This window comes from Pseudarthrobacter sp. N5 (assembly GCF_050157035.1).
Taxonomy (GTDB): domain Bacteria; phylum Actinomycetota; class Actinomycetes; order Actinomycetales; family Micrococcaceae; genus Arthrobacter.
The window spans coordinates 1866227-1887189 of record NZ_CP189593.1; the positions used below are offsets into that span (position 1 = coordinate 1866227).

Here is a 20963-nt window from a genome sequence, read left to right on the forward strand (position 1 = left end):
GGGACGCCGGCAGATCACCACTAAGGAAAGTGCAATGAGCGATACGACTCAAACCTCCGGCCACTCCGGCGCCGGCGAAGACGAATACACGCCCACCGGCACAGACCAGGTGGCTGAGCGGCTGGCTGCCCTGGACGATGACGAGGCAGAGGTCCGCGCGGCCTCGCTCCGCGCCGGCCTGGATGACTATGAACTGGATGAGGAAGACGCCGCGCTGCTGAGCGGCCTCTACGGCGACGAGGACTTCGACGGCCCGGTCAAACTCGACCCGGTGCTGGCGATTATCGGCCGCCCGAACGTGGGCAAATCCACTCTGGTGAACCGCATCCTGGGCCGCCGCGAAGCCGTGGTTGAAGACACACCGGGCGTCACCCGTGACCGCGTGATGTACTCAGCGCAGTGGAACGGCCGCAACTTCACCCTGGTTGACACCGGCGGGTGGGAGCACGATGCCCGTGGCATTCACGCCCGCGTAGCTGAACAGGCCGAAATGGCCGTCGAACTGGCTGATGCCGTGCTCTTTGTTGTTGACTCGGCCGTGGGCGCGACAGCCACCGACGAGGGCGTTGTGAAGATGCTGCGCAAGAGCAAGAAGCCGGTCATCATGGTGGCCAACAAGGTGGATGACTTTGCGCAGGAAGCCGATTCCGCCACGCTGTGGGGACTGGGATTCGGCGAACCGTACCCGGTGTCAGCCCTTCACGGCCGTGGTGTGGCCGACCTCCTGGACCATGTGGTTGACACACTCCCGGAGTTCTCCACCATCGAAGGCCTTGAGCGTTCCGGCGGGCCCCGCCGTATCGCGCTGATCGGCCGTCCTAATGTCGGTAAGTCCTCGCTCCTGAACAAACTTGCAGGGTCCGAACGTGTGGTGGTGGACAACACCGCCGGCACCACCCGCGATCCTGTGGATGAATTTATCGAACTCGGCGGACGCACCTGGCGTTTCGTGGACACAGCCGGCATCCGGCGCCGGCAGCACATGGCCCAGGGCGCAGACTACTACGCCTCACTGCGGACGCAGAGCGCCCTGGAGAAGGCAGAGGTCGCCGTCGTGCTTCTGGCCGTGGACGAGGTCCTGAGCGAGCAGGATGTCCGCATTCTGCAGCTTGCCATTGAATCAGGGCGCGCCATGGTGCTGGCGTTCAACAAGTGGGATCTCCTGGACGACGAACGCCGCCGGTACCTGGAACGTGAAATTGAGCAGGATCTGGCGCACGTTGAGTGGGCTCCGCGTGTTAATATCTCGGCCAAGACCGGGTGGCACAAGGACCGCCTGGTGCCCGCGCTGGACCTTGCCCTGGAGAACTGGGACAAGCGGATTCCGACAGGACGGCTCAACGCGTTCCTCGGCGAACTCGTGGCGGCGCACCCGCACCCTGTCCGTGGCGGAAAGCAGCCGCGGATCCTTTACGGCACCCAGGCCTCCAGCCGGCCGCCGAAGTTTGTGCTGTTCACCACCGGGTTCCTGGACCCGGGCTACCGGCGCTTCATCACGCGCCGCCTGCGCGAAACGTTCGGTTTTGATGGGACGCCCATCGAAGTCAACATGCGTGTCCGCGAAAAGCGCGGCAAGAAGCGTTAATTAGGACACACCAGTCCCGTGGTACGGCGGAAATGTCACGGGCACCCTCCGGAATCGTGTAAGCTTTTGGAGGTGGTTCGGCCGGACTGCTGAGGTGAATACCTTAGGAATTTACCGCGGCGGAGAACGGCGGGACTAACGGGCTGTAGCGCAGCTTGGTAGCGCACTTGACTGGGGGTCAAGGGGTCGCAGGTTCAAATCCTGTCAGCCCGACCAACGGGAAGCGTCCCGGAGATTCGTCTCCGGGACGCTTCTTTGTGTCCTTGGCCCGGTACCGGCGTGGACCCCGTTAGCGCGCGCTGCGCCTCAGGTGTCGCGGTGCGATGGGTTGTGCCGCATCCCCATGTAGGTCCCGCCATGGGCCACCTCAACGATCATCTGGCCCAGCCGTCGGAGCCGTGTCTCCGGACGCTGTCCACGCTGGATCCAGGCCAGATAATCATTTCGTTGGTATGCGGGGCGCGCGTCATACTCGGCAAACAGGTCAGCCTGTTCCAAGGCCTCACGGACAGCCTGTGACATAGGCTGTGCCGGTCTGGACAAGCCGCCCCAGGGCAGTTGTTCGTCGCCGGTTACGTATCTCATGGATTTAGGTTGGCCCCGGCTCACAGCAGATTCAACGGAGTCGCGGACAGCCACTGTCCGCGTCCCAAGGGCTTCCACTGCAGTGGGTCCAGCCGGTGCTATTTCAGGAAGCGGGAGGCCCGCCGATCTGCGAGGATCCTTCCCTCGGTCTGGCATGTCGGGCAGTACTGCAGCGCGGTGTCGGCAAAGGAAACCTCGCGGACCGTATCTGCGCAGACCGGGCACGGCTGACCGGCGCGGCCGTGGACTCTCATCTGGGTCCGCTTGGTTTCTTTGAGTTCGCCGGGTTCCTTTCCCACTGCTTCTGTCACCGCGGCGCCAAGTACGGTGTGGACGGCTTCCCAGAGGACCTCCACTGCGGCGATGTCAAAGGAAGAGGCGATAGCGAAGGGGGAGATGCGTGCTGCGTGCAGAATCTCGTCGCTGTAGGCGTTCCCGATTCCGGCGATGGCGTTTTGGTTGCGGAGCAGTCCCTTGATCTGCTGGCGACTAGAAGCCAGAATCCGTGCAAGCGTCCGGACATCGAAATCAGGATGGAACGGATCGGGACCGAGAGCCGCAATCCCGGGAACTTGCATTGGATCCCGTACAACATACACGGCCAGGCTTTTCTTGGTGCCGGCTTCGGTCAGGTCCATTCCAATGTGGGCGTCCGGGCCGGTCCGGGCGAAGCCAAGCCTGGCGGCGATGTTGCTCTGCCCCAACAGGAGTTGGGCCGCGGACGGCGATTCGGTGTAGCGCAGCCATCCCGCCCGGGCGAGATGAAAGACGAAGCACATGCCGTCTGTGCGCAGGCAGACGAACTTTCCGAAGCGGTCGACACCGGTAATCTCCCTGCCCTCGAGAGCCGAGTAGGGTGGATCGGCGGTCTTCAGTGCCGCGAACGAGGTGATCTGGATTTTTGTCACGACGGCTCCGCTGAGCCGGGTGCTCAGAAAGGCGGCCAGTCCGGCCACTTCAGGGAGCTCTGGCACTTTGGCAGATACCGCCCGTCCTGTGCTTAGTTGTTGTCGGCCCTACCGTCGAGGACCGGCTTCGGGTCAAAGATGTCGACAACGCGCGTCTTCGCGTCGTCAAAGATAGCGGCAAGGCCCGACGTCGGACGCCCGGCATCCTTCGCTTCTTTCCCGGCCTGCTTGGCTGCCTTGACGCGCTCGGCTTCGGGTTGCTTCAATGCCTTCATTTTTTTCCCGCGGCCGCACCAGATGGTCCAAAGAATGACACTGGCCACGAAAATCACGAACGCCGCAGTGGCCGAAACCTGGGTCCACATCGGGAACCAGGTGGGCTCGGTGCCGAAGATTCGCTGACCGTTATGGGCCGCTTCGGAATTGGTGATCAGGATGCCGGCCGTCATGGGGTTAGGTGTTGCCAGAGCCACTGCCAGCAGCACAATGACAATTTTCCAGCCCCACTTGACGGCTTTGTGTGTGGCCTGCCAGACCACCAGCAGCGGAACAAAAGTAAACTCGAACCCGTAGAACATGCCAACCAGGATCCCGGCGCCCAGATTGCCCTGAACCTGGTTGCGGATCACATTCGCCCACCAGACAGGAAGGATGGATGCGAGGGCGAAGTAGGCGATGACAACGATAAGCAGTGCCACCAGGACCACGATGATTTTGGCGCCCCAATTGCCCTTTTTCCTGACCGGTACCTGTGCGTGTTCCGCCATGGCACCCATCATGCCAGAGACGCCGCCGGGGCCTGAGGAGATGTGCCTATACTTTCAGCGGTGGCTTGTTTTGCACGCCGCCGTTGACATTGGTGATTGACCCGATGAAAGGCCCCTGATGAGCAACATTCCCGCAGATCTGTCTTACACTGCCGAGCACGAATGGATTTCCGCACCGAATGCTGAAGGCGTGGTCCGCGTTGGCATCACCGACTTCGCGCAGGACGCGCTCGGCGACGTCGTCTACGCGCAGATGCCGGAAGTCGGGACTTCGGTCACCGCGAACGACGTCGTGGGAGAAGTTGAGTCGACCAAGAGCGTCAGCGATATCTTTGCGCCGGTAAGCGGCGAGATTGTGGCCCGAAACGAGGCGCTTGATACTGATTCTGCCCTCATCAACACGGACCCTTACGGCGAAGGCTGGCTCATTGAGGTCAAACTGGCCGAGGCAGACGGAGTCGACTCGTTGCTCAGTGCATCGGAGTACGAACAGCAGGTAGGCTAAAGCTAACCGGTCCGTCCGGCCGGCCATCGGGATCGAAGTATTGGGTTCAGTGGCCGGATAACGGGCCGACAACCGGATCTGCCAGACTTTTCCGGACGACATGCGTTGATTGCAGAAGGGACATCTGCAGCGGAAGAGGAGGAACCCATGGTTGGCGGCGAACACGTCCACAGCAATGGCAATGACGGCATGGGTGGAGCCAAGGCTTCGGAAACAACCTCGATCAACCTCACTCCCGTTGATGACGAGCCTTCCATCGCGCCTAGGCTTTCTCGGGAAGAGCGGGCAGCGGTTGAGGCATTGCCTTCGGGATCGGCGCTTCTGGTGGCGCACTCCGGGCCGAACACAGGCGCCCGGTTTCTGCTCGACTCGGACGTTACCACCGCAGGCCGCCACCCCGACGCCGAAGTCTTCCTCGACGACGTCACAGTCTCGCGACGCCATGTCGAATTCCGTCGGACGTCCAGGAGTTTTGAAGTTGTGGACACGGGCAGCCTCAACGGTACCTACGTCAACCACGACCGCGTGGACAGCGTGGAATTGAAGTCCGGCAACGAAGTCCAGATCGGAAAATTCCGGCTTACCTTCTATCTGAGTCCTGCTCGCGCAGCAGGCAACGCCTGATCCCGGGGCGGATGCCTGTGGCAATGGCTCAACCGGAACGGCGTGGACCCCAGGTCCTGAACATCGGAGAAGTATTGGCTCAATTGAGCGACGACTTCCCGAGCATGACGGCGTCCAAAATCAGGTTCCTTGAAGAAAAGGGCCTCATCAACCCACGCCGGACACCTGCAGGCTACCGCCAGTACGCGGGCAGCGACGTTGAACGCCTCCGGTTTGTCCTCGCGCTCCAACGTGACCAGTACCTGCCACTGAAGGTCATTAAGGACTACCTCGATGCGATCGATCGTGGAGAGCGTCCGGAGAACCTCCCCCCGGGCGTCACTGTCTCTCCGAGGATTGTCTCGGACGAACTTGCGGCCGAGCTTCAAAGCCGTGCCCGGAAGCTCAGCGAAGAGCAGTTGCGTACCGAATCCGGTGCCAGTGTTCCCCTTCTCCAGTCGTTGTTGAGCTTCGGACTCATTGGCCACGTCAACGGCACCTTCGACGAGCATGCATTGCAGGTTGCCCGTGCGTGCGTCCAGCTTGAAAGTCATGGACTTGAGCCGCGGCACCTTCGGCCGTTCCAGGCTGCCGCGGAGCGCGAGTTCGGACTCGTGGAGCGTGCGGTTTCGACCCTGACTTCACGGAAGGACTCCGCTTCCCATGCGCGCGCAGCTGAGGCGGCCCGCGAAATCAGCGATCTGTGCCTGACCTTGCACCGCGCACTGGTGCAGGACCATATTTCGCGTATGGACATCTGATGATCGAAGTCGAGATTGTGGGCGTCCGGATCGAGCTGCCGTCCAACCAGCCCCTGGTGCTGCTGCGTGAAATCAACGGGGAACGCCATGTGCCGATTTGGATCGGAACACCGGAGGCAAGTGCGATTGCCCTGGCTCAGCAGGGTGTGGTGCCTCCACGGCCCATGACTCACGACTTGATGGTCGACGTAGTGGAGTCCCTGGGCCATTCCATAGTCAGCGTCAATATCGTGGCTGTGGAAGACAACATTTTCTATGGCCAGCTGCAGTTCGAAAACGGCACGACAGTCAGCTCCAGGGCATCTGACGCCCTGGCTGTTGCACTGCGGGCGAAGTGCCGGATCTGGTGCGCTGATGCGGTCATGGACGAGGCCGGCGTCCGAATCACCGAACATGATGACGGTGAGGACACAGAGCCGGGCCCCACAGCGGACGAAGAGCGTGAGCTCAGGCGATTCCGTGAGTTTCTCGACGACGTTGAGCCGGAAGATTTCGACGGCTGAGGTCACGTTAAGGTTAAGGTTGAGGCTGAAAGTTTCGACACGCCCACGCAATGCCGTGAACGTCTTTGACCTTGGACCGCTGCAGGCCTAACGTCGAAGGTACCAAGTTCCCATTGCGCACAACAGCCGCGCGGGTCACACTGGAAAGTGCAATGCGGCTGAATTACACCGGTGAGTTTTCTTCCCCGCTGGCTGTTGGTGCAACTTCCTCAGGGGAGCTTATGACAAGGAGGATCCACGTGAGTCCGAAAGGCGAAGCAGGCGAGCTGAAGCAGCCCTCAACGGCAGCTGTTGCTGTGCCCGCGAGCGGTGCCCAGGGCCTCCTCTTCACGGAGGATCTTCCCGTGCTGGATGAAGACGCGGGCTATCGTGGCCCCACGGCATGCAAGGCTGCCGGCATCACGTACCGCCAGCTGGACTATTGGGCACGGACGGGCCTGGTGGAGCCCGCAGTACGGGGTGCAGCCGGCTCCGGCTCGCAGCGCCTTTACGGTTTCCGCGACATCCTTGTTCTCAAAGTGGTCAAGCGGCTGCTGGACACGGGTGTTTCACTGCAGCAGATCCGCTCGGCTGTGGAGCACCTCCGCGAACGCGGTGTTGAGGATCTTGCCCAGATTACGCTGATGAGCGACGGCGCAAGTGTTTACGAATGTACTTCGGCTGATGAAGTCATTGACCTTGTCCAGGGCGGACAAGGTGTGTTTGGCATCGCCGTGGGGCGTGTGTGGCGTGAAGTGGAAGGAAGCCTGGCGTCGCTTCCCAGCGAGCATGTTGTGCATCAGTCATTTCCGGATGACGAACTTAGCAAGCGCCGTGCCGCCCGCAAGATCGGCTGACTTCAGCCTGAGATGTCGAAGGCCGTCTTCCTCACGGAAGACGGCCTTTCTGTTGTCAAGGCGTTCAGTTGTCAAGCAGCCTGCTTGACGGGAGCACGGTCCGTTGCGCGGGGTATCAGCGTTGGCTGCGGCTGCGCATGGTGCTGCCGGTGGCCATCAGGTTGCCCAACAACGCATCGAAGAGGGCAGCTGTCGTTTTGGCGGAGTCTCCCGGCCAATGGTGTACCGAATGTGCCGCACCTTGGATCTGCTGCCAGTTGGCCTGCTCTGGAATATGGGGTTCGAGGAGAAGTTCGCCGAACATGGACGTCATTTCGGCCAGCCGGAAGGTGTGCTCGGACGAGCCACTGCGCACGCGGTTGGCAACGATGCCCGCGGGCGAAAGGTGGGGCGCAAACTCTTGTCTGAACAGCTGGATCGCTCGCATGGTGCGTTCAGTTCCTGCTACGGAGAACAGGCCGGGCTCCGCCACGAGAGTGACTTTGTCGCTGGCGGACCAGGCTATCCGTGTCAGGCCGTTCAATGACGGCGGGCAGTCGATAAGGACCAGCTGGTACTTGTCCGTACCGGCGAGGACAGCGGACAGCCGGCGGAGATCGCGGCGGCCAAGATCGGGGCGGTCATAGATTCCGGTGTAGGCGGAGCCCACTGCCACGTCCAGTACAGCCGGGCCCCGGCCGTTCTGGTCCGCCCGCTCAACCCAGCCGCTTTGCACCACGTTCTCAGCCAACCGGTACTTGCGCGGGTTCTTGAGCATCCTGCCGATGTCCAGCTGGTCCCGAGGCTGCACGCCAAGGGCCGTGCTCGCGTCCGCATGGGGATCGAGATCCACCACGAGAGTGGGGATTCCGGCGGCCAGCGCCGCAGACGCCAATCCGGTGGTGACGGATGTCTTGCCGACCCCGCCTTTGAGGCTGCTGATGCTGACTACTTGCAATTGAAAAACCAATACCTAACGCCGGTTGCCGTGTTGGGGTAGTTTGCGCTCCGGCGCTGCCGGAACAGGGCGGGCTTGCGCCACCCCAATCATCATATGTTGACGCAGCCCTGAAACCTGCCTTATCCGGAATGGGCATGGCTGATCAGACTTCGCTCCCGGAGACAGGGCTGCAGGGTGCATGATTGTGCAGCGGACATGACGGATAATTCTGTGATGGTGGCCACAATGATTTGTGTTTCCGGGTGCCGGTCTTAGACACTGTGACCACTTACCGACACACCCGCAATGATGCAGGAGAAGTATGTTTTCCAAGATTCTGGTTGCCAACCGCGGTGAAATCGCAATCCGCGCCTTCCGCGCCGCCTATGAGCTGGGCGCAAAGACCGTTGCCGTGTTTCCTCACGAGGACCGCAACTCGATCCACCGCCAGAAAGCCGACGAGGCATATCTGATCGGTGAAGAGGGCCATCCCGTCCGCGCTTACCTGGATGTTGACGAAGTTGTGCGGGTGGCTAAGGAATCCGGTGCCGACGCCATCTACCCCGGCTACGGCTTCCTCTCGGAGAACCCGGATCTTGCACGCGCCGCAGCGGCTGCGGGCATCACCTTTGTGGGCCCTCCGGCCGAGGTCCTGGAACTTGCAGGCAACAAGGTTGCCGCTCTTGAGGCAGCCCGCAAGGCCGGAGTTCCGGTATTGAATTCCAGCCCGCCGTCCAAAGACGTGGACGAACTGATTGCAGCTGCGGATGTCATCGGCTTCCCGATCTTTGCCAAGGCGGTTGCCGGCGGCGGTGGCCGCGGCATGCGCCGTGTTGACACACGCGAAGGGCTCCCGGAAGCGCTGAACGCAGCAATGCGGGAAGCTGATGCGGCGTTCGGTGATCCCACCATGTTCCTAGAGCAGGCTGTGCTCCGGCCCCGTCACATCGAAGTCCAGATTCTGGCCGATGCCGAGGGCAACGTCATGCATCTCTTCGAACGGGACTGCTCCATCCAGCGCCGGCACCAGAAGGTCATCGAAATTGCCCCTGCACCCAATCTGGATGAAGGTATCCGGCAGGCCCTATACCGCGATGCAGTTAAGTTCGCCAAGGCGCTGAACTATGTCAACGCCGGTACGGTCGAGTTCCTCGTCGACACCGTGGGGGAACGCGCCGGGCAGCACGTCTTTATCGAAATGAATCCCCGTATCCAGGTGGAGCACACCATCACGGAAGAGATCACCGATGTTGACCTTGTGCAGGCGCAGCTGCGCATTGCTGCTGGTGAGACACTCGCGGACCTTGGGCTGTCCCAAGAGTCCGTCCAGGTCAGGGGCGCAGCGTTGCAGTGCCGCATCACCACCGAAGACCCCGCCAACGGTTTCCGGCCCGACGTCGGCAAGATCACCGGTTACCGTTCGGCCGGCGGGGCCGGCGTAAGGCTCGACGGCGGAACAGTTTACTCGGGTGCCGAAATCAGCCCGCACTTTGACTCGATGCTGGTAAAACTTACCTGCCGGGGCCGCGACTATCCTGCTGCCGTGGCCCGGGCGCGCCGTGGCCTGGCTGAGTTCCGTATCCGTGGCGTGTCTACCAACATTTCGTTCCTTCAGGCCGTCCTGGACGATCCCAGCTTCATTGCCGGTGATGTCTCCACGTCCTTCATTGACGAACGCCCTGAGCTGCTGAAATCCCGCGTTTCTGCCGACCGTGGCACCAAGCTGCTGACCTGGCTGGCCGAGGTCACCGTGAACAAGCCCAATGGTGAACTTATGGTGCATTCCGATCCTGCAGCCAAGCTCCCTGCGGCAACGGAGACCGAACCGCCGCCCGGCTCGCGCCAGCGGCTTCTGGAACTCGGTCCCGAAAGTTTCGCGAAGTCTCTCCGCGAGCAGACCGCCGTTGCAGTCACGGACACCACTTTCCGCGATGCCCACCAGTCCCTGCTTGCCACGCGGGTCCGGACCCGAGATCTCGTGGCTGCGGGCCCGGCCGTATCCTCGCTCCTGCCACAGCTCCTCTCGGTGGAGGCCTGGGGCGGTGCCACGTATGACGTCGCTCTGCGCTTCCTGGGGGAAGATCCGTGGGACCGGCTTGCCGCGCTGCGGAAGGCCCTGCCCAACATCTGCCTGCAGATGCTGCTCCGCGGGCGCAACACGGTTGGCTACACACCGTACCCGGAAGAAGTGACCGTGGCATTCGTGAACGAAGCGGCTGCCACGGGAATTGATATTTTCCGTATTTTTGATGCCCTCAACGACGTCAACCAGATGGCACCTGCTATCCGGGCAGTCCGGGCCACCGGTACCGCCATCGCCGAAGTGGCGCTCTGTTACACCGGCGACATGCTGGATCCGGACGAAAAGCTATACACGCTGGACTACTACCTGGGCCTCGCCCAGAAGATCGTGGACGCCGGTGCCCACATCCTCGCCATCAAGGACATGGCCGGGTTGCTCCGTCCGGCAGCCGCAGCCAAGCTGGTGGCGGCTCTCCGCGAGCGGTTCGACCTTCCGGTCCACCTGCACACCCACGACACCGCAGGCGGCCAGCTGGCAACGCTCCTCGCGGCCGTAGACGCAGGTGTGGATGCCGTGGATGTTGCTTCCGCGTCCCTGGCCGGCACCACCAGCCAGCCGTCGGCCTCAGCGCTTGTGGCGGCGCTGGCGCACACCCCGCGCGACACCGGACTCAGCCTGGCAAGTGTGAGCTCGCTGGAGCCTTATTGGGAAGCGGTGCGCCGTGTCTACGCGCCCTTCGAGTCAGGGCTGCCGGGCCCCACAGGGCGGGTGTACCAGCATGAGATTCCGGGCGGGCAGCTTTCTAATCTCAGGCAACAGGCCATGGCTCTTGGCCTGGGTGAACGCTTCGAGGCGATCGAGGACATGTACACGGCAGCGGACCGAATCCTGGGACGCCTCGTGAAAGTGACACCGTCCTCCAAAGTGGTGGGTGACCTCGCCCTTCACCTGGTTGGGCTGAACGCGGATCCCGCTGACTTCAATGAGAATCCCCAGAACTACGACATCCCCGATTCGGTCATCGGATTTCTCTCAGGTGAGCTCGGCGATCCTCCCGGAGGCTGGCCGGAACCATTCCGCACCAAGGCCTTGCAGGGGCGCAGCATCAAGATCCGTGACGCGGAACTCAGTGCTGAAGACAGCGCTGCGCTGCAGGGCGATTCCAAGACCCGCCAGCAGACGCTCAACCGCCTCCTTTTTGAAGGCCCCACCAAGGACTACCTTAAGAGTGTGGAAACCTATGGCAATCTCTCCGTGCTGGACACAAGGGACTACCTCTATGGCCTACAGCGCGGCGAAGAGCACATCATCCAGCTCGGTAAGGGAGTCCGTCTGATTGCATCCCTGGAGGCTGTCTCAGAACCCGACGAGAAGGGCATGCGTGCGGTGATGTGCACGCTTAACGGCCAGTCGAGGCCCGTGGTGGTCCGTGACCGGTCGGTGGTCAGCAACGTCAAGGCTGCCGAAAAGGCCGATCCTTCCCAGCCTGGCCACGTTGCCGCACCGTTCGCCGGGGCAGTGACAATGACGGTAAAGCCGGGGGACACCGTCAATGCCGGCGATACTGTCGCCACCATCGAAGCCATGAAGATGGAGGCCTCGATCACCACTCCCTTGGCTGGAACGGTATCCCGGCTGGCAATATCCGCCGTGGAGCAGGTCCAGGGCGGGGATCTGCTGCTGGTGGTCGAATAGGCCATCCAAAGCCTCGAATCGGGCAGTACGCGCTAGGCTAGGTGCTGACTGAAGTCTGTCGGGGGGCGGCGGAAGCCGGCCCCCAAAGCGTTTATTCCATCGAGCGGGAGCCATGACGCAGACGAATACGCCCAAGCCCACGCCACGGCCTGCCCGGAAACCCAGCGCGGCAGATCCGGAGACCAAAGACGTTGCCTTGCCCGCGGAAGAGCTTGCGGCGGCGGCCGGCACGGAGCAACAGCCCGGCACGGAGACAGGGACGGAGACAGGGACGGGGCCAAGCACGGAGTCCGTAACTGAGCGCGTCCCTGAGGCCGAACAGCTTCCAGTCCCGGCGTCGGAGGAAATCAGTGTTGTCACGGTTTCCGATGCCCAGGACCGTACCTCGGCAGATTCGCTCTCCGCATTCTCTTCGTTGTCCGTGCCGCAGGCCCCGGAGACGAGCAGGCCGCACGTCACGGCCGGAGTTTTTGAACCGGAAGGCGGATGGAGCCCTGTTGGCACACCGGACGCTCCGGGTGCAGAGCCGGAACCAGCAAAGGCGCAGCAGGAAGCAGCCGACGTGGGCGCGGCGGACGGGGCGCAGTTCAGTGAACGGCGCGACCGCGCTGAGGGCCCAGAGCCAGCCGCCGCGCTCACCGCGGACCGCCTGCTGAACAAAAAAGCGGCACCTCCGGCCGGTGGCTGGCGCTTGTGGCTGTTCCGTGCGACGTTTGGCAACGTCAATGTGGGGGACTCTGACAAGGTCCGGATCCAGCGGGCCATGGAGCATCGGATTGCGTTGCGTCTGGGGGAGCGGACCCGCTATGTGCCGGTGCTGTCCCGCAAGGGTGGTGTGGGGAAAACCACGGTCACCACTCTTCTGGGCATGGTCCTTGCAGATCTCCGCGAAGACCGCGTGATTGCCATGGATGCCAACCCGGACCGCGGCACGCTCTCGGACCGTTCGCCGGGCCGTGCGGACTTCACCGCCCGCCAGTTGGTCAGGGACCGCTTTACGGTCAACTCGTTCGCGCAGCTCTCCAATTACACGGCCCGCGACGGCTCACGGCTGGATGTGCTGGCCTCGGACACAGATCCCATGGTGGCGCATGCCTTTGATGATGCCGACTACCGGGCCGTGACGGACATCCTGGGCCGCTACTATTCCATCGTGCTTACGGACTCCGGCACGGGCATGGTCCACTCGGTCATGAAGGGAACACTGGAAAAGGCCGATGCAGTGGTGCTGGTATCCGGTGGCAGCGTGGATGAAGCCCGGCTCGCCTCCGAGACACTGTCCTGGCTGGAGGCGCACGGCCGACGGGACCTGGTGGCACGGGCCACGGTGGTCATCAACATGGCCGCCGGTGAGGGAACCCTCGTCAACATCGACGAGATCGAGCAGCACTTCCTGTCACGGGTCAGGAACGTTGTCCGGATTCCACACGACCGGCATCTTGCCGAAGGCTCGCGGATTGACCTGCGCCAGTTGAAGCCTGCCACCAAGGCCGCCGCGGTGGAACTCGCTGCGCTGGTGGTGGACGAGCTCCAGCAGGCCTGACGAACGAATGGGTCCTTCCGGCTGATGCCGGAAGGACCCCCGCATATTTACCGGCCAACCGCCGGCAAAGCTCAGGTGCGGGGAGCGGCGTACATTTCATCGATGACGGCGTCGAAGTCCTTCATCACCTGTGCCCGCTTGACCTTCATCGATGGCGTGAGGTGCCCCGAAGCCTCGGTGAAGTCCGCGGGAACGATCCGGAAGGACTTGATGGCCTCTGCCTTGGACACGGACTGGTTCGCGTGCGTGATGAGGTCCTGGACAGCTGCCTTGACGACGGCGTTGCCCGTGGCATTGTTGAGTGAGGTTGATGCCGGCAGGCCATGACGCTGCAGCCAGCCGGGGAGCGCCTCCTCATCCAGCGTGACCAAGGCGCCGATGAACGGGCGGTTGTCTCCCACCACCAGTACCTGGGAGATCAGCGCATCGGCGCGGATCTGGTCTTCGAGCAGTGCCGGAACCACATTCTTGCCGCTGGCAGTGACGATGATTTCCTTCTTGCGGCCCGTAATGCTGAGGACGCCCTCCTCATCCAGCTGGCCGATGTCACCGGTGCGGAACCAGCCGTCCAGGAATGTTTCGGCAGTGAGGTCCTCGCGCTTGTAGTAGCCGCGCATGACGCACACGCCCTTGGCGAGGATCTCACCGTCGTCGGCGATTCTCACGGCGTTGCCGGGTAGCGGGGCACCAACGCTGCCAATCTTTATCAGCGCCGGTGTGTTGACGGAGATGGGCGCGGTGGTCTCGGTCAGTCCGTAGCCCTCCAGGATCTGCAGGCCGATGCCGTGGAAGAAGTGGCCCAGCCGCTCGCCGAGGGGCCCGCCTCCGGACACCGCATGTGCCACGTGACCACCCATGGCCGCGCGGAGTTTCCCGTAGACCAGTTTGTCGAACAAGGCGTGCCTGAGCTTCAGGCCGAGCCCTATGTGGCCGTCCTGCATGGCACGCGAGTACTCTATGGCGGTGTCTGCAGCCTTGTGGAAAATCGCGCCCTTGCCGCCGTCCTCTGCCTTGGTCAATGCAGAGTTGTAGACCTTTTCGAAGACGCGCGGAACGGCCAGGATGAACGTTGGCTGATAGCTCTGGAGATCGGCCAGGAGATTCTTGATGTCGGGTGTGTGTGCCACGGTTGCGCCAGCTGCGACGGCCAGCACGGAGATGAACCGTGCAAACACATGTGCCAGCGGCAGGAACATGATGGTTTTCGCGTGCTCGTTGACTACGTCCCCGAGCAACGCCAGTGCGTTTTCCGAGAGCTCAACAAAGTTGCCGTGGGTGAGCTCGCAGCCTTTGGGGCGTCCCGTGGTTCCGGAGGTATAGATGATGGTGGCCACATCGCTGAGGTTGGCGGTGCTGCGTCGAGCCTCGAGGTCACTGTCACTCACGCCGGTTCCGGCCGAGCGGACGGCGTCAAGTCCGCCGCCTTCGAGCTGCCATACGTGCTTGAGCGCAGTGAGCCCTTCCGTAGTTGCGGCCTGCCGGATCATGTCCTCATGGTGGGCGGCTTCGCCGAAAGCGGCCACGGCACCGGAATCACCGAGATTCCAGGCAACCTGGGACGGGGAGGAGGTCTCGTAAATGGGAACGGAGATGGCGCCGGCGAACCAGATGGCGAAGTCAATGAGTGCCCACTCATAGCGGGTCCGGGACATGATTCCCACGCGGTCCCCTACACCCACGCCACTCGCCATCAGGCCTTTTGCCAGGACAGACACATCCGCCAGGAAATCCTTGGCGGTAATGTCCTTCCACTGGCCCGACGCATCCAGCCGTGAAAACAGTGCGGGGTTGTTTGCCTTGGCTGCCTGACGGACCAGCAGATCCGTGATGTTGGTTTCCGGCGGTACGTTCACCAGGGGCGGAACACTGAATTCGCGCACGATAGCTCCTTTGATATCCATAGACCCGCACAGGGTAGCTCTAACACTAGTACGCCATATGCGGAGGTGTGCTGAATCTTACCTACTGGCGAGTAACTTTACGGCCAAGCACGCTGTATCGGCTAATTTTCGCTTATCAAACAGGGTGTGCGATGGGCGCCTAGAATGGGAAATTATGTATTCACCCCTGTCCAGCGACCAGCCCGCGCCCCGACCCAGGGCAGCCGCCTGGCGCCGCAGAATGAACCGGATCCAGGCCGGCGGCCCCGGCAGCGATGGTTTCCGGGAACACCTCCGGCTGGGACGCAAAGGCCTGGCAATCGGGATAGACATCGGCGGCACCAAAGTGGCGGCAGGGGTGGTGGACGCCGACGGCAGGATCCTCGATGAGGCCCGACGCTCCACCCCCGGCACCAATCCGCGGGCGGTTGAACAGGTGATCGTCGAGCTCGTAGCAGAGCTGGGCAGGGGTCACAGGATCTGGTCCGTGGGTATCGGGGCAGCCGGGTGGATGGACCTGGACGGCGGCACTGTGCTTTTCAGCCCGCACTTGGCCTGGCGTCATGAACCGCTGAGGGAAAACCTGCAGCGGCTGCTCCGGCGTCCGGTGCTTTTGACCAACGACGCCGACGCCGCCGGCTGGGCGGAATGGCGATTCGGGGCAGGTAGGGGACAGGACCGGCTGGTCTGCATCACCCTTGGAACCGGAATCGGCGGGGCCATGGTGATGGACGGGCGCCTGGAGCGTGGAAGGTTCGGGGTGGCCGGCGAGTTCGGCCACCAGATCATCATGCCCGGCGGGCACCGTTGTGAATGTGGCAATCGTGGCTGCTGGGAACAATACGCGTCGGGAAATGCGCTGGGCCGGGAAGCCAGGATCCTTGCGCTGGCAAATTCGCCGGTGGCCCAGGAGTTACTGAAGGCGGTTGACGGTGACGCCGCCCGGATCACGGGAGCGATCGTGACCGAGCTGGCAATCGCCGGTGACGCCGCTTCCACGGAATTGCTCGAAGAGGTGGGCGAATGGCTCGGACTGGGGTTGGCCAATCTGGCAGCTGCCCTGGACCCCGGAATGTTTGTGATTGGCGGCGGCCTGTGCGCCGCGGGGGACTTGCTGGTGAAACCTGCGCGCAAGGCGTTCGGCAGAAATCTCACGGGGCGCGGATTCCGTCCGGCGGCCGCGATCGAACTCGCCGCCCTGGGTCCAAATGCCGGGCTCATAGGCGCAGCCGATCTGTCCCGCGTGAGCAGCCGCATGCACAGCTGAGACGGCTTGACTGCGCCTCAGACCCGGGCGCCGTCGTCGTTCTCGTCCTTTTCCTGGGGCAACTTCATGATCAGGTAAATCACCGACGCAACAAATGCCGTAACGATCCCCAGAATGGCCATCAGCGGCGCTGAACGCCAGAACATGGCGGACAGCACCAAGGCTACGGGTCCGCCCCCAGCACCCAGCCAGGCAAGCATGGTCAGGGGGTCTGTGCCGGACAGGCTCGGCGGCTCCTCAGGCACAAAAGCGCCGTCGTCGTCCTCCACCCCGTAGTCCCTGGGACCGTCACGGCCCGACGACGGGTCCGTTGCGGCGGCCGGTTCTGCTGCCGCCTGCCGTTGTCCGGCGGAGAGCTCGGTGGGGGCGGCATGGGAAAGTCCCAGCGGGTCGAAATCCATGAAACGCGAAACGCCGGGAGCATCCGGATGTCCCGGGATTACCTGACCGGCGCCCCCGCCATCCCCATGAGCGAGTCCGGGTATGGCTTCTGGGCCTGCGTCTGTGCTTGTTGCGTCCGTAGGGGAGTCAGCTTCCAGCCGCGACACAAGATCAAGCCAGACGGCGTCATCCTGGTTCGCGCTCTGATCGGGAGAGTCCGGACCTGGTCTAGTCATCGTCGTTACCCTTCAGTGCGGCTGAAGCGGGGCGTTCCGGGCCAGGGACGGCGGATCCTGCGAGCACAGCATTGATGAAGTCTGCTGACCCGCGGAAAATTTCCTCGGCGTCGTTGTCCATGGTGGCCACGTGATAACTGTTCTCGAGCTTGCTCAGCTGCAGCGGGGCATGGGTCAGGCCGCGCCTGAGCGCCACAATGCTCGAGTCCGAAACAACATGGTCCACGGTTGAACGGAACACGCGAACCGGCGCGGTGATTTGCGGTAGCAGCTTCAAGGTGTCCTTGAACATTTTATGGAGTTCATGCGCCGCGGCAACGGGTGTCCGGGGATAGGCGCCCTCGTCCATACCGGGCTTCAGGATGTCGTTGGCGATCGCGGGGGTGCTCTTGAGGACAAATTTCAACACACCGGCCAGCGGGGCGCGCGGATCATCAATGACCAGGCCGGGGTTCACCAGAATGGTGCCGGCAACCGGACGGGTGGCGGCAACACGAAGCGCCAGTGCACCGCCCATGGAGAGCCCTGCCGTGAACACGTGATCGCATCCGGCCTCCAGCTCCAGGTAGGCGGCCTCCAGTGCCTCATGCCATTGCTGCCAGCGCGTACGACCCAACTCCTGCCAGGTGGTGCCGTGGCCAGGCAGCAGGGGCATCCGGACCGCGAATCCTGCTGCGGCCAGGGATTCGGCCCATCCGCGAAGACCTTGCGGGCTGCCGGTAAAGCCGTGCGAGAGCACCACCCCCACGCTTGGCCCCTGGCCGGTGAACGGGCTGCTGAATGGGCTGTGATCGGGAAGCGTTGTCATGGTGTCTCCGACGATGCATTGTGGTGTGCGTGTTCCAGGAAGAACTGTGCGGACCGCCCAAAAATTTCAGGGGCGTCCACATCAAGGGTGGCCACATGTCCGCTGTTGGGTAAGGGCAGCACCTCGAGTCCGGACGATCCAAGGCGCTCCCTGATCAGGTCAACGGATGACGGCGGTACCACGGCGTCGAAGGTCGATTTGAAGACCAGAACGGGCGCTTTAACTTGCGGAAGACCACGGATGGCCGCATTGAACAGCTTCTTGAGCTGATGGACTGACGTCAGTGGCGTCCGGGAGTAATCGCCGTCCTGGGTGATGGCCGACGTCGGGTTGTCCTCTTGGACGGGCGTCGTGGTCCGCTGGAAATATTTGAGGATGCCGATGATCCTGACGCGGCGGTCATAAAAGCTCAGCCCGGGGTTCACCACGGTGACACCGCTTACCGGGTGGCGGGAGGCAGTAAGGAGTGCGATGGCGCCCCCCATGGAAAGTCCAGCGACGAACGTTTCATCCGTCCGGGCAGCCAACTCAAGATAGGCGCGATCAAAGCCGTCATGCCATTCATGCCAGCTGGAACCGGCCAACTGCGTCCAATCCGTACCATGGCCCGGTAACAGCGGCACTGACACCGCAAATCCCTGGTCCGCCAAGTACCTGGCCCAGGGCAGGACGCTCAGGGGGCTGCCCGTGAAGCCATGGCAGATGGCGATGCCGGTCCGAGAGTTGGGTCCGTGCCCGGGGTAGCTGAAAGCGGCAGGCGTTGGCAGAGGGCTGCTTTCTGTCATAAGTCCATCGTGTCACTGTTCTGCACAAATCTCACTAGAGTAGGGTTGCATTGGATCGCTGGCCGGGCCCGACGGAGAGCCGGTCGGCTGCCTTCCGGAGAGGTCTGTCACGTGTTCTATTGGGTCATGAAAAGGATCTTCCTGGGTCCGGTTCTTCGGCTGCTTTTTCGGCCCTGGGTCAAAGGACTGGACAACGTTCCTGCCGAAGGCGCCGCCATTATTGCGTCCAACCATTTGTCATTCTCCGATTCGATTTTTATGCCCCTGATGGTGCCCCGGCCCGTTATATTCCTGGCGAAGTCGGAATATTTCACCGGCACCGGCTTTAAGGGAAGACTCACCGCCCTCTTTTTCCGGATGACCAACCAGCTCCCGATGGACCGTTCCGGCGGGGCGGCATCCGCCGTCTCCCTCAACGCGGGCATGGATGTGCTGACAAATGGTGGCCTGCTGGGTATTTATCCCGAAGGAACCCGCAGCCCGGATGCGCGCCTTTACCGCGGGAAAGTGGGGGTTGCCAAGCTGGCACTGCAGGCCGGTGTCCCAGTGATCCCTGTGGCGATGATCGGCACGGACAAGGTGCAGCCCATCGGAAAGCGGATGCCCAACATTCGGCGGATTGGCATGATCTTCGGGGCGCCCCTGGATTTCAGCAGGTATCAGGGCCTGGAGGAGGACCGCCTCGTCCAGCGTTCCGTGACGGACGAGATCATGTACGAACTGATGCGCCTCTCCGGCCAGGAATACGTGGATGACTATGCGGCGGTGGTCAAACTGCAGCTGGCGGGGAAGGATGCGGCCAAGAAGGACGCCCCCGCACCCGACGTCGAAGCGGCGGGGACTGTCCCGGAATCCGGGCCGAACGAGGAAACCGAACCTGATTCGCAACAGGGCACTGGAAGTGTGTGACGCCACTCGCAGGGCTAATGACGGAACTGGTATTCCGATATCCGTCGCGGGAACTAGTCTTAGAGTGTGACTGAGCTATCTGCAAAATTTGCCTCCTCCCTGACCAGTACTGCCCAGGGAGGTGCCGCTGACTATCCCGGTCTGGACGATTGGCGCGATTTGCCGGTGTCCCAGCAGCCGAGCTGGCAGGACAAAAATGTTTTCGACGCCTCGGTCCACGAGCTCTCCGTTCTTCCTCCGCTGGTGTTTGCCGGTGAAGTGGACGTGCTTCGCGAACGACTGGCCGCGGCCGCCCAGGGTAAGGCCTTCCTGCTCCAAGGCGGCGACTGTGCAGAGACATTTGAGGCCGCGACCGCGGACAAGATCAGCGCCCGGGTCAAGACCATCCTCCAGATGGCAGTGGTCCTCACCTATGGTGCGGCCCTGCCAGTGATCAAAATGGGACGCATGGCCGGCCAGTTCGCCAAGCCGCGGTCCTCCAACGATGAAACGCGCGACGGCGTCACGCTCCCCGCATACCGCGGTGACATCGTCAACGGCTACGAATTCACACCGGAATCCCGGGGCCACGACGCCAGCAGGATGCTGAAGGCCTACCACACCTCGGCTTCCACCCTGAACCTGATCCGGGCGTTCACACAAGGCGGCTTCGCTGACCTTCGCCTGGTGCACCACTGGAACAAGGGCTTCACCGAAAACCCGGCGCATGCGCGCTACGAGTCATTGGCCAGGGACATCGACCGGGCCATCAAATTCATGGCATCCTGCGGCGCGGACTTCGAAGCGCTGAAACGGGTGGAATTCTTCGCCAGCCATGAGGCACTGCTTCTGGACTACGAGCGCGCGCTGACCCGCATCGATTCCCGCACCGGGTTCCCCTACGACACTTCGGCCCACTTCCTGTGGATCGGCGAACGTACCCGTGAGCTGGACCATGCACACATTGATTTCCTCTCGCGCGTCCGCAACCCGATCGGTGTCAAGCTGGGCCCGTCCACCACCGGCGACGACGCCCTGCGGCTGATCGAAAAACTTGATCCCAACCGCGAACCCGGCAGGCTCACGTTCATCACCCGGATGGGCGCAGGAAATATCCGCGAAAAGCTTCCAGCCCTCGTGGAGAAGGTCACAGACTCAGGTGCGCAGGTGCTCTGGGTGACTGATCCCATGCACGGAAACACTGTCACCTCACCCAACGGCTACAAAACACGCAATTTCGACGACGTCATTGACGAAGTGCGTGGATTCTTCGAAGTGCATCATGCCCTGGGCACCATCCCGGGTGGACTGCACGTTGAAATGACCGGTGACGACGTTGCCGAATGCCTGGGTGGCGCAGATCCTGTAGACCAGGAAGCATTCCTGGACCGCTACGAGTCCGTGTGCGATCCCCGGCTCAACCACATGCAGTCCCTCGAGATGGCCTTCCTGGTGGCCGGAGCCCTCTCCAAGAACTGAAGCTTG

19 protein-coding genes and 1 tRNA gene are annotated in these 20963 nt (G+C 62.5%); 12 read left to right on the forward strand and 8 right to left on the reverse strand.

Annotation, left to right across the window (positions count from 1 at the left end):
- Positions 1 to 34: 34 nt before the first annotated feature.
- Complete coding sequence (gene der, locus ACQCST_RS09040; protein ID WP_426998923.1) at positions 35 to 1585, forward strand: ribosome biogenesis GTPase Der; 1551 nt, start codon at positions 35 to 37, stop codon at positions 1583 to 1585.
- A gap of 139 nt (positions 1586 to 1724) precedes the next feature.
- A tRNA-Pro gene (locus tag ACQCST_RS09045) sits at positions 1725 to 1801 on the forward strand.
- Positions 1802 to 1891: 90 nt separating this feature from the next.
- Here ACQCST_RS09045 and ACQCST_RS09050 read toward each other — a convergent pair.
- The 3 genes from ACQCST_RS09050 to ACQCST_RS09060 all read right to left on the reverse strand — a co-directional run bounded on the left by ACQCST_RS09050 (position 1892) and on the right by ACQCST_RS09060 (position 3845).
- Positions 1892 to 2170 (reverse strand): YdeI/OmpD-associated family protein, encoded by a 279-nt coding sequence (locus ACQCST_RS09050; protein ID WP_426998924.1) that lies wholly within the window; start codon positions 2168 to 2170, stop codon positions 1892 to 1894.
- 98 nt (positions 2171 to 2268) lie between these two features.
- Positions 2269 to 3144, reverse strand: coding sequence for a DNA-formamidopyrimidine glycosylase family protein (locus ACQCST_RS09055; RefSeq protein WP_426998925.1), 876 nt, complete (start codon positions 3142 to 3144; stop codon positions 2269 to 2271).
- Between the two features lie 26 nt (positions 3145 to 3170).
- A complete protein-coding gene (locus ACQCST_RS09060) occupies positions 3171 to 3845 on the reverse strand; it encodes a hypothetical protein (RefSeq protein WP_426998926.1) in 675 nt (224 codons plus the stop codon).
- 118 nt (positions 3846 to 3963) lie between these two features.
- On the opposite strand from ACQCST_RS09060, the gene gcvH reads away from it, so the two are divergent.
- The 5 genes from gcvH (at position 3964) to ACQCST_RS09085 (ending at position 7053) form a co-directional block, all read left to right on the forward strand.
- The gene (gene gcvH / locus ACQCST_RS09065; RefSeq protein ID WP_426998927.1) at positions 3964 to 4350 is read left to right on the forward strand and encodes a glycine cleavage system protein GcvH; all 387 of its coding nucleotides are present in this window, start codon (positions 3964 to 3966) and stop codon (positions 4348 to 4350) included.
- A gap of 147 nt (positions 4351 to 4497) precedes the next feature.
- A complete protein-coding gene (locus ACQCST_RS09070; protein WP_426998928.1) occupies positions 4498 to 4974 on the forward strand; it encodes an FHA domain-containing protein in 477 nt (158 codons plus the stop codon).
- Between the two features lie 23 nt (positions 4975 to 4997).
- Positions 4998 to 5714, forward strand: a complete 717-nt coding sequence (locus ACQCST_RS09075) for a MerR family transcriptional regulator (protein ID WP_426998929.1) — start codon at positions 4998 to 5000, stop codon at positions 5712 to 5714.
- Positions 5714 to 6217: a bifunctional nuclease family protein gene (locus ACQCST_RS09080; RefSeq protein ID WP_426998930.1), complete on the forward strand. Its 504-nt coding sequence runs from the start codon at positions 5714 to 5716 to the stop codon at positions 6215 to 6217. The genes ACQCST_RS09075 and ACQCST_RS09080 overlap by 1 nt, the downstream gene beginning before the upstream one ends.
- Positions 6218 to 6456: 239 nt before the next feature.
- On the forward strand, positions 6457 to 7053 hold the full coding sequence (locus tag ACQCST_RS09085; RefSeq protein ID WP_426998931.1) for a MerR family transcriptional regulator: 597 nt from the start codon (positions 6457 to 6459) through the stop codon (positions 7051 to 7053).
- A 115-nt stretch (positions 7054 to 7168) separates the two neighbouring features.
- On the opposite strand, the gene ACQCST_RS09090 is transcribed toward ACQCST_RS09085, so the two are convergent.
- On the reverse strand, positions 7169 to 7990 hold the full coding sequence (locus ACQCST_RS09090; protein WP_426998932.1) for a ParA family protein: 822 nt from the start codon (positions 7988 to 7990) through the stop codon (positions 7169 to 7171).
- Positions 7991 to 8294: 304 nt separating this feature from the next.
- On the opposite strand from ACQCST_RS09090, the gene ACQCST_RS09095 reads away from it, so the two are divergent.
- A complete protein-coding gene (locus ACQCST_RS09095) occupies positions 8295 to 11690 on the forward strand; it encodes a pyruvate carboxylase (protein WP_426998933.1) in 3396 nt (1131 codons plus the stop codon).
- A 112-nt stretch (positions 11691 to 11802) separates the two neighbouring features.
- Entirely contained in the window at positions 11803 to 13233 is a 1431-nt protein-coding gene (locus ACQCST_RS09100) for a MinD/ParA family ATP-binding protein (RefSeq protein WP_426998934.1), read from the forward strand.
- A gap of 71 nt (positions 13234 to 13304) precedes the next feature.
- Here the strand turns inward: ACQCST_RS09100 and ACQCST_RS09105 are convergent, their stop codons facing one another.
- Positions 13305 to 15113, reverse strand: a complete 1809-nt coding sequence (locus ACQCST_RS09105; protein ID WP_426998935.1) for an AMP-dependent synthetase/ligase — start codon at positions 15111 to 15113, stop codon at positions 13305 to 13307.
- 241 nt (positions 15114 to 15354) lie between these two features.
- Here ACQCST_RS09105 and ACQCST_RS09110 point away from each other — a divergent pair, with 241 nt between their 5' ends.
- Positions 15355 to 16380: an ROK family glucokinase gene (locus ACQCST_RS09110; protein WP_426999129.1), complete on the forward strand. Its 1026-nt coding sequence runs from the start codon at positions 15355 to 15357 to the stop codon at positions 16378 to 16380.
- Positions 16381 to 16397: 17 nt separating this feature from the next.
- On the opposite strand, the gene ACQCST_RS09115 is transcribed toward ACQCST_RS09110, so the two are convergent.
- From ACQCST_RS09115 to ACQCST_RS09125, 3 genes are read right to left on the reverse strand one after another with little or no spacing between them, the layout of a single operon-like run.
- Positions 16398 to 16997 (reverse strand): hypothetical protein, encoded by a 600-nt coding sequence (locus tag ACQCST_RS09115; RefSeq protein ID WP_426998936.1) that lies wholly within the window; start codon positions 16995 to 16997, stop codon positions 16398 to 16400.
- Entirely contained in the window at positions 16990 to 17805 is an 816-nt protein-coding gene (locus ACQCST_RS09120) for an alpha/beta hydrolase (RefSeq protein ID WP_426998937.1), read from the reverse strand. Before ACQCST_RS09120 ends, ACQCST_RS09115 begins: the two co-directional genes overlap by 8 nt.
- Positions 17802 to 18590 (reverse strand): alpha/beta hydrolase, encoded by a 789-nt coding sequence (locus ACQCST_RS09125; protein WP_426998938.1) that lies wholly within the window; start codon positions 18588 to 18590, stop codon positions 17802 to 17804. The genes ACQCST_RS09120 and ACQCST_RS09125 overlap by 4 nt, the downstream gene beginning before the upstream one ends.
- A 111-nt stretch (positions 18591 to 18701) precedes the next feature.
- Between ACQCST_RS09125 and ACQCST_RS09130 the strand changes: the two genes are divergently transcribed.
- Both ACQCST_RS09130 and ACQCST_RS09135 read left to right on the forward strand, forming a co-directional pair.
- Positions 18702 to 19499, forward strand: coding sequence for a lysophospholipid acyltransferase family protein (locus tag ACQCST_RS09130; RefSeq protein WP_426998939.1), 798 nt, complete (start codon positions 18702 to 18704; stop codon positions 19497 to 19499).
- Positions 19500 to 19565: 66 nt separating this feature from the next.
- Positions 19566 to 20957 (forward strand): class II 3-deoxy-7-phosphoheptulonate synthase, encoded by a 1392-nt coding sequence (locus tag ACQCST_RS09135; protein ID WP_426998940.1) that lies wholly within the window; start codon positions 19566 to 19568, stop codon positions 20955 to 20957.
- Positions 20958 to 20963: the final 6 nt, after the last annotated feature.

Excerpts from the sequence above, each read along its gene's own strand:
- ACQCST_RS09060 (WP_426998926.1), bottom strand. The coding sequence starts at position 3,845 with ATGGCGGAACACGCACAGGTACCGGTCAGGAAAAAGGGCAATTGGGGC.
- ACQCST_RS09100 (WP_426998934.1), top strand. The coding sequence starts at position 11,803 with ATGACGCAGACGAATACGCCCAAGCCCACGCCACGGCCTGCCCGGAAA.
- ACQCST_RS09120 (WP_426998937.1), bottom strand. The coding sequence starts at position 17,805 with ATGACAACGCTTCCCGATCACAGCCCATTCAGCAGCCCGTTCACCGGC.
- der (WP_426998923.1), top strand. The coding sequence starts at position 35 with ATGAGCGATACGACTCAAACCTCCGGCCACTCCGGCGCCGGCGAAGAC.
- gcvH (WP_426998927.1), top strand. The coding sequence starts at position 3,964 with ATGAGCAACATTCCCGCAGATCTGTCTTACACTGCCGAGCACGAATGG.
- ACQCST_RS09050 (WP_426998924.1), bottom strand. The coding sequence starts at position 2,170 with ATGAGATACGTAACCGGCGACGAACAACTGCCCTGGGGCGGCTTGTCC.
- ACQCST_RS09115 (WP_426998936.1), bottom strand. The coding sequence starts at position 16,997 with ATGACTAGACCAGGTCCGGACTCTCCCGATCAGAGCGCGAACCAGGAT.
- ACQCST_RS09070 (WP_426998928.1), top strand. The coding sequence starts at position 4,498 with ATGGTTGGCGGCGAACACGTCCACAGCAATGGCAATGACGGCATGGGT.
- ACQCST_RS09095 (WP_426998933.1), top strand. The coding sequence starts at position 8,295 with ATGTTTTCCAAGATTCTGGTTGCCAACCGCGGTGAAATCGCAATCCGC.
- ACQCST_RS09125 (WP_426998938.1), bottom strand. The coding sequence starts at position 18,590 with ATGACAGAAAGCAGCCCTCTGCCAACGCCTGCCGCTTTCAGCTACCCC.
- ACQCST_RS09075 (WP_426998929.1), top strand. The coding sequence starts at position 4,998 with ATGGCTCAACCGGAACGGCGTGGACCCCAGGTCCTGAACATCGGAGAA.
- ACQCST_RS09110 (WP_426999129.1), top strand. The coding sequence starts at position 15,355 with ATGAACCGGATCCAGGCCGGCGGCCCCGGCAGCGATGGTTTCCGGGAA.
- ACQCST_RS09080 (WP_426998930.1), top strand. The coding sequence starts at position 5,714 with ATGATCGAAGTCGAGATTGTGGGCGTCCGGATCGAGCTGCCGTCCAAC.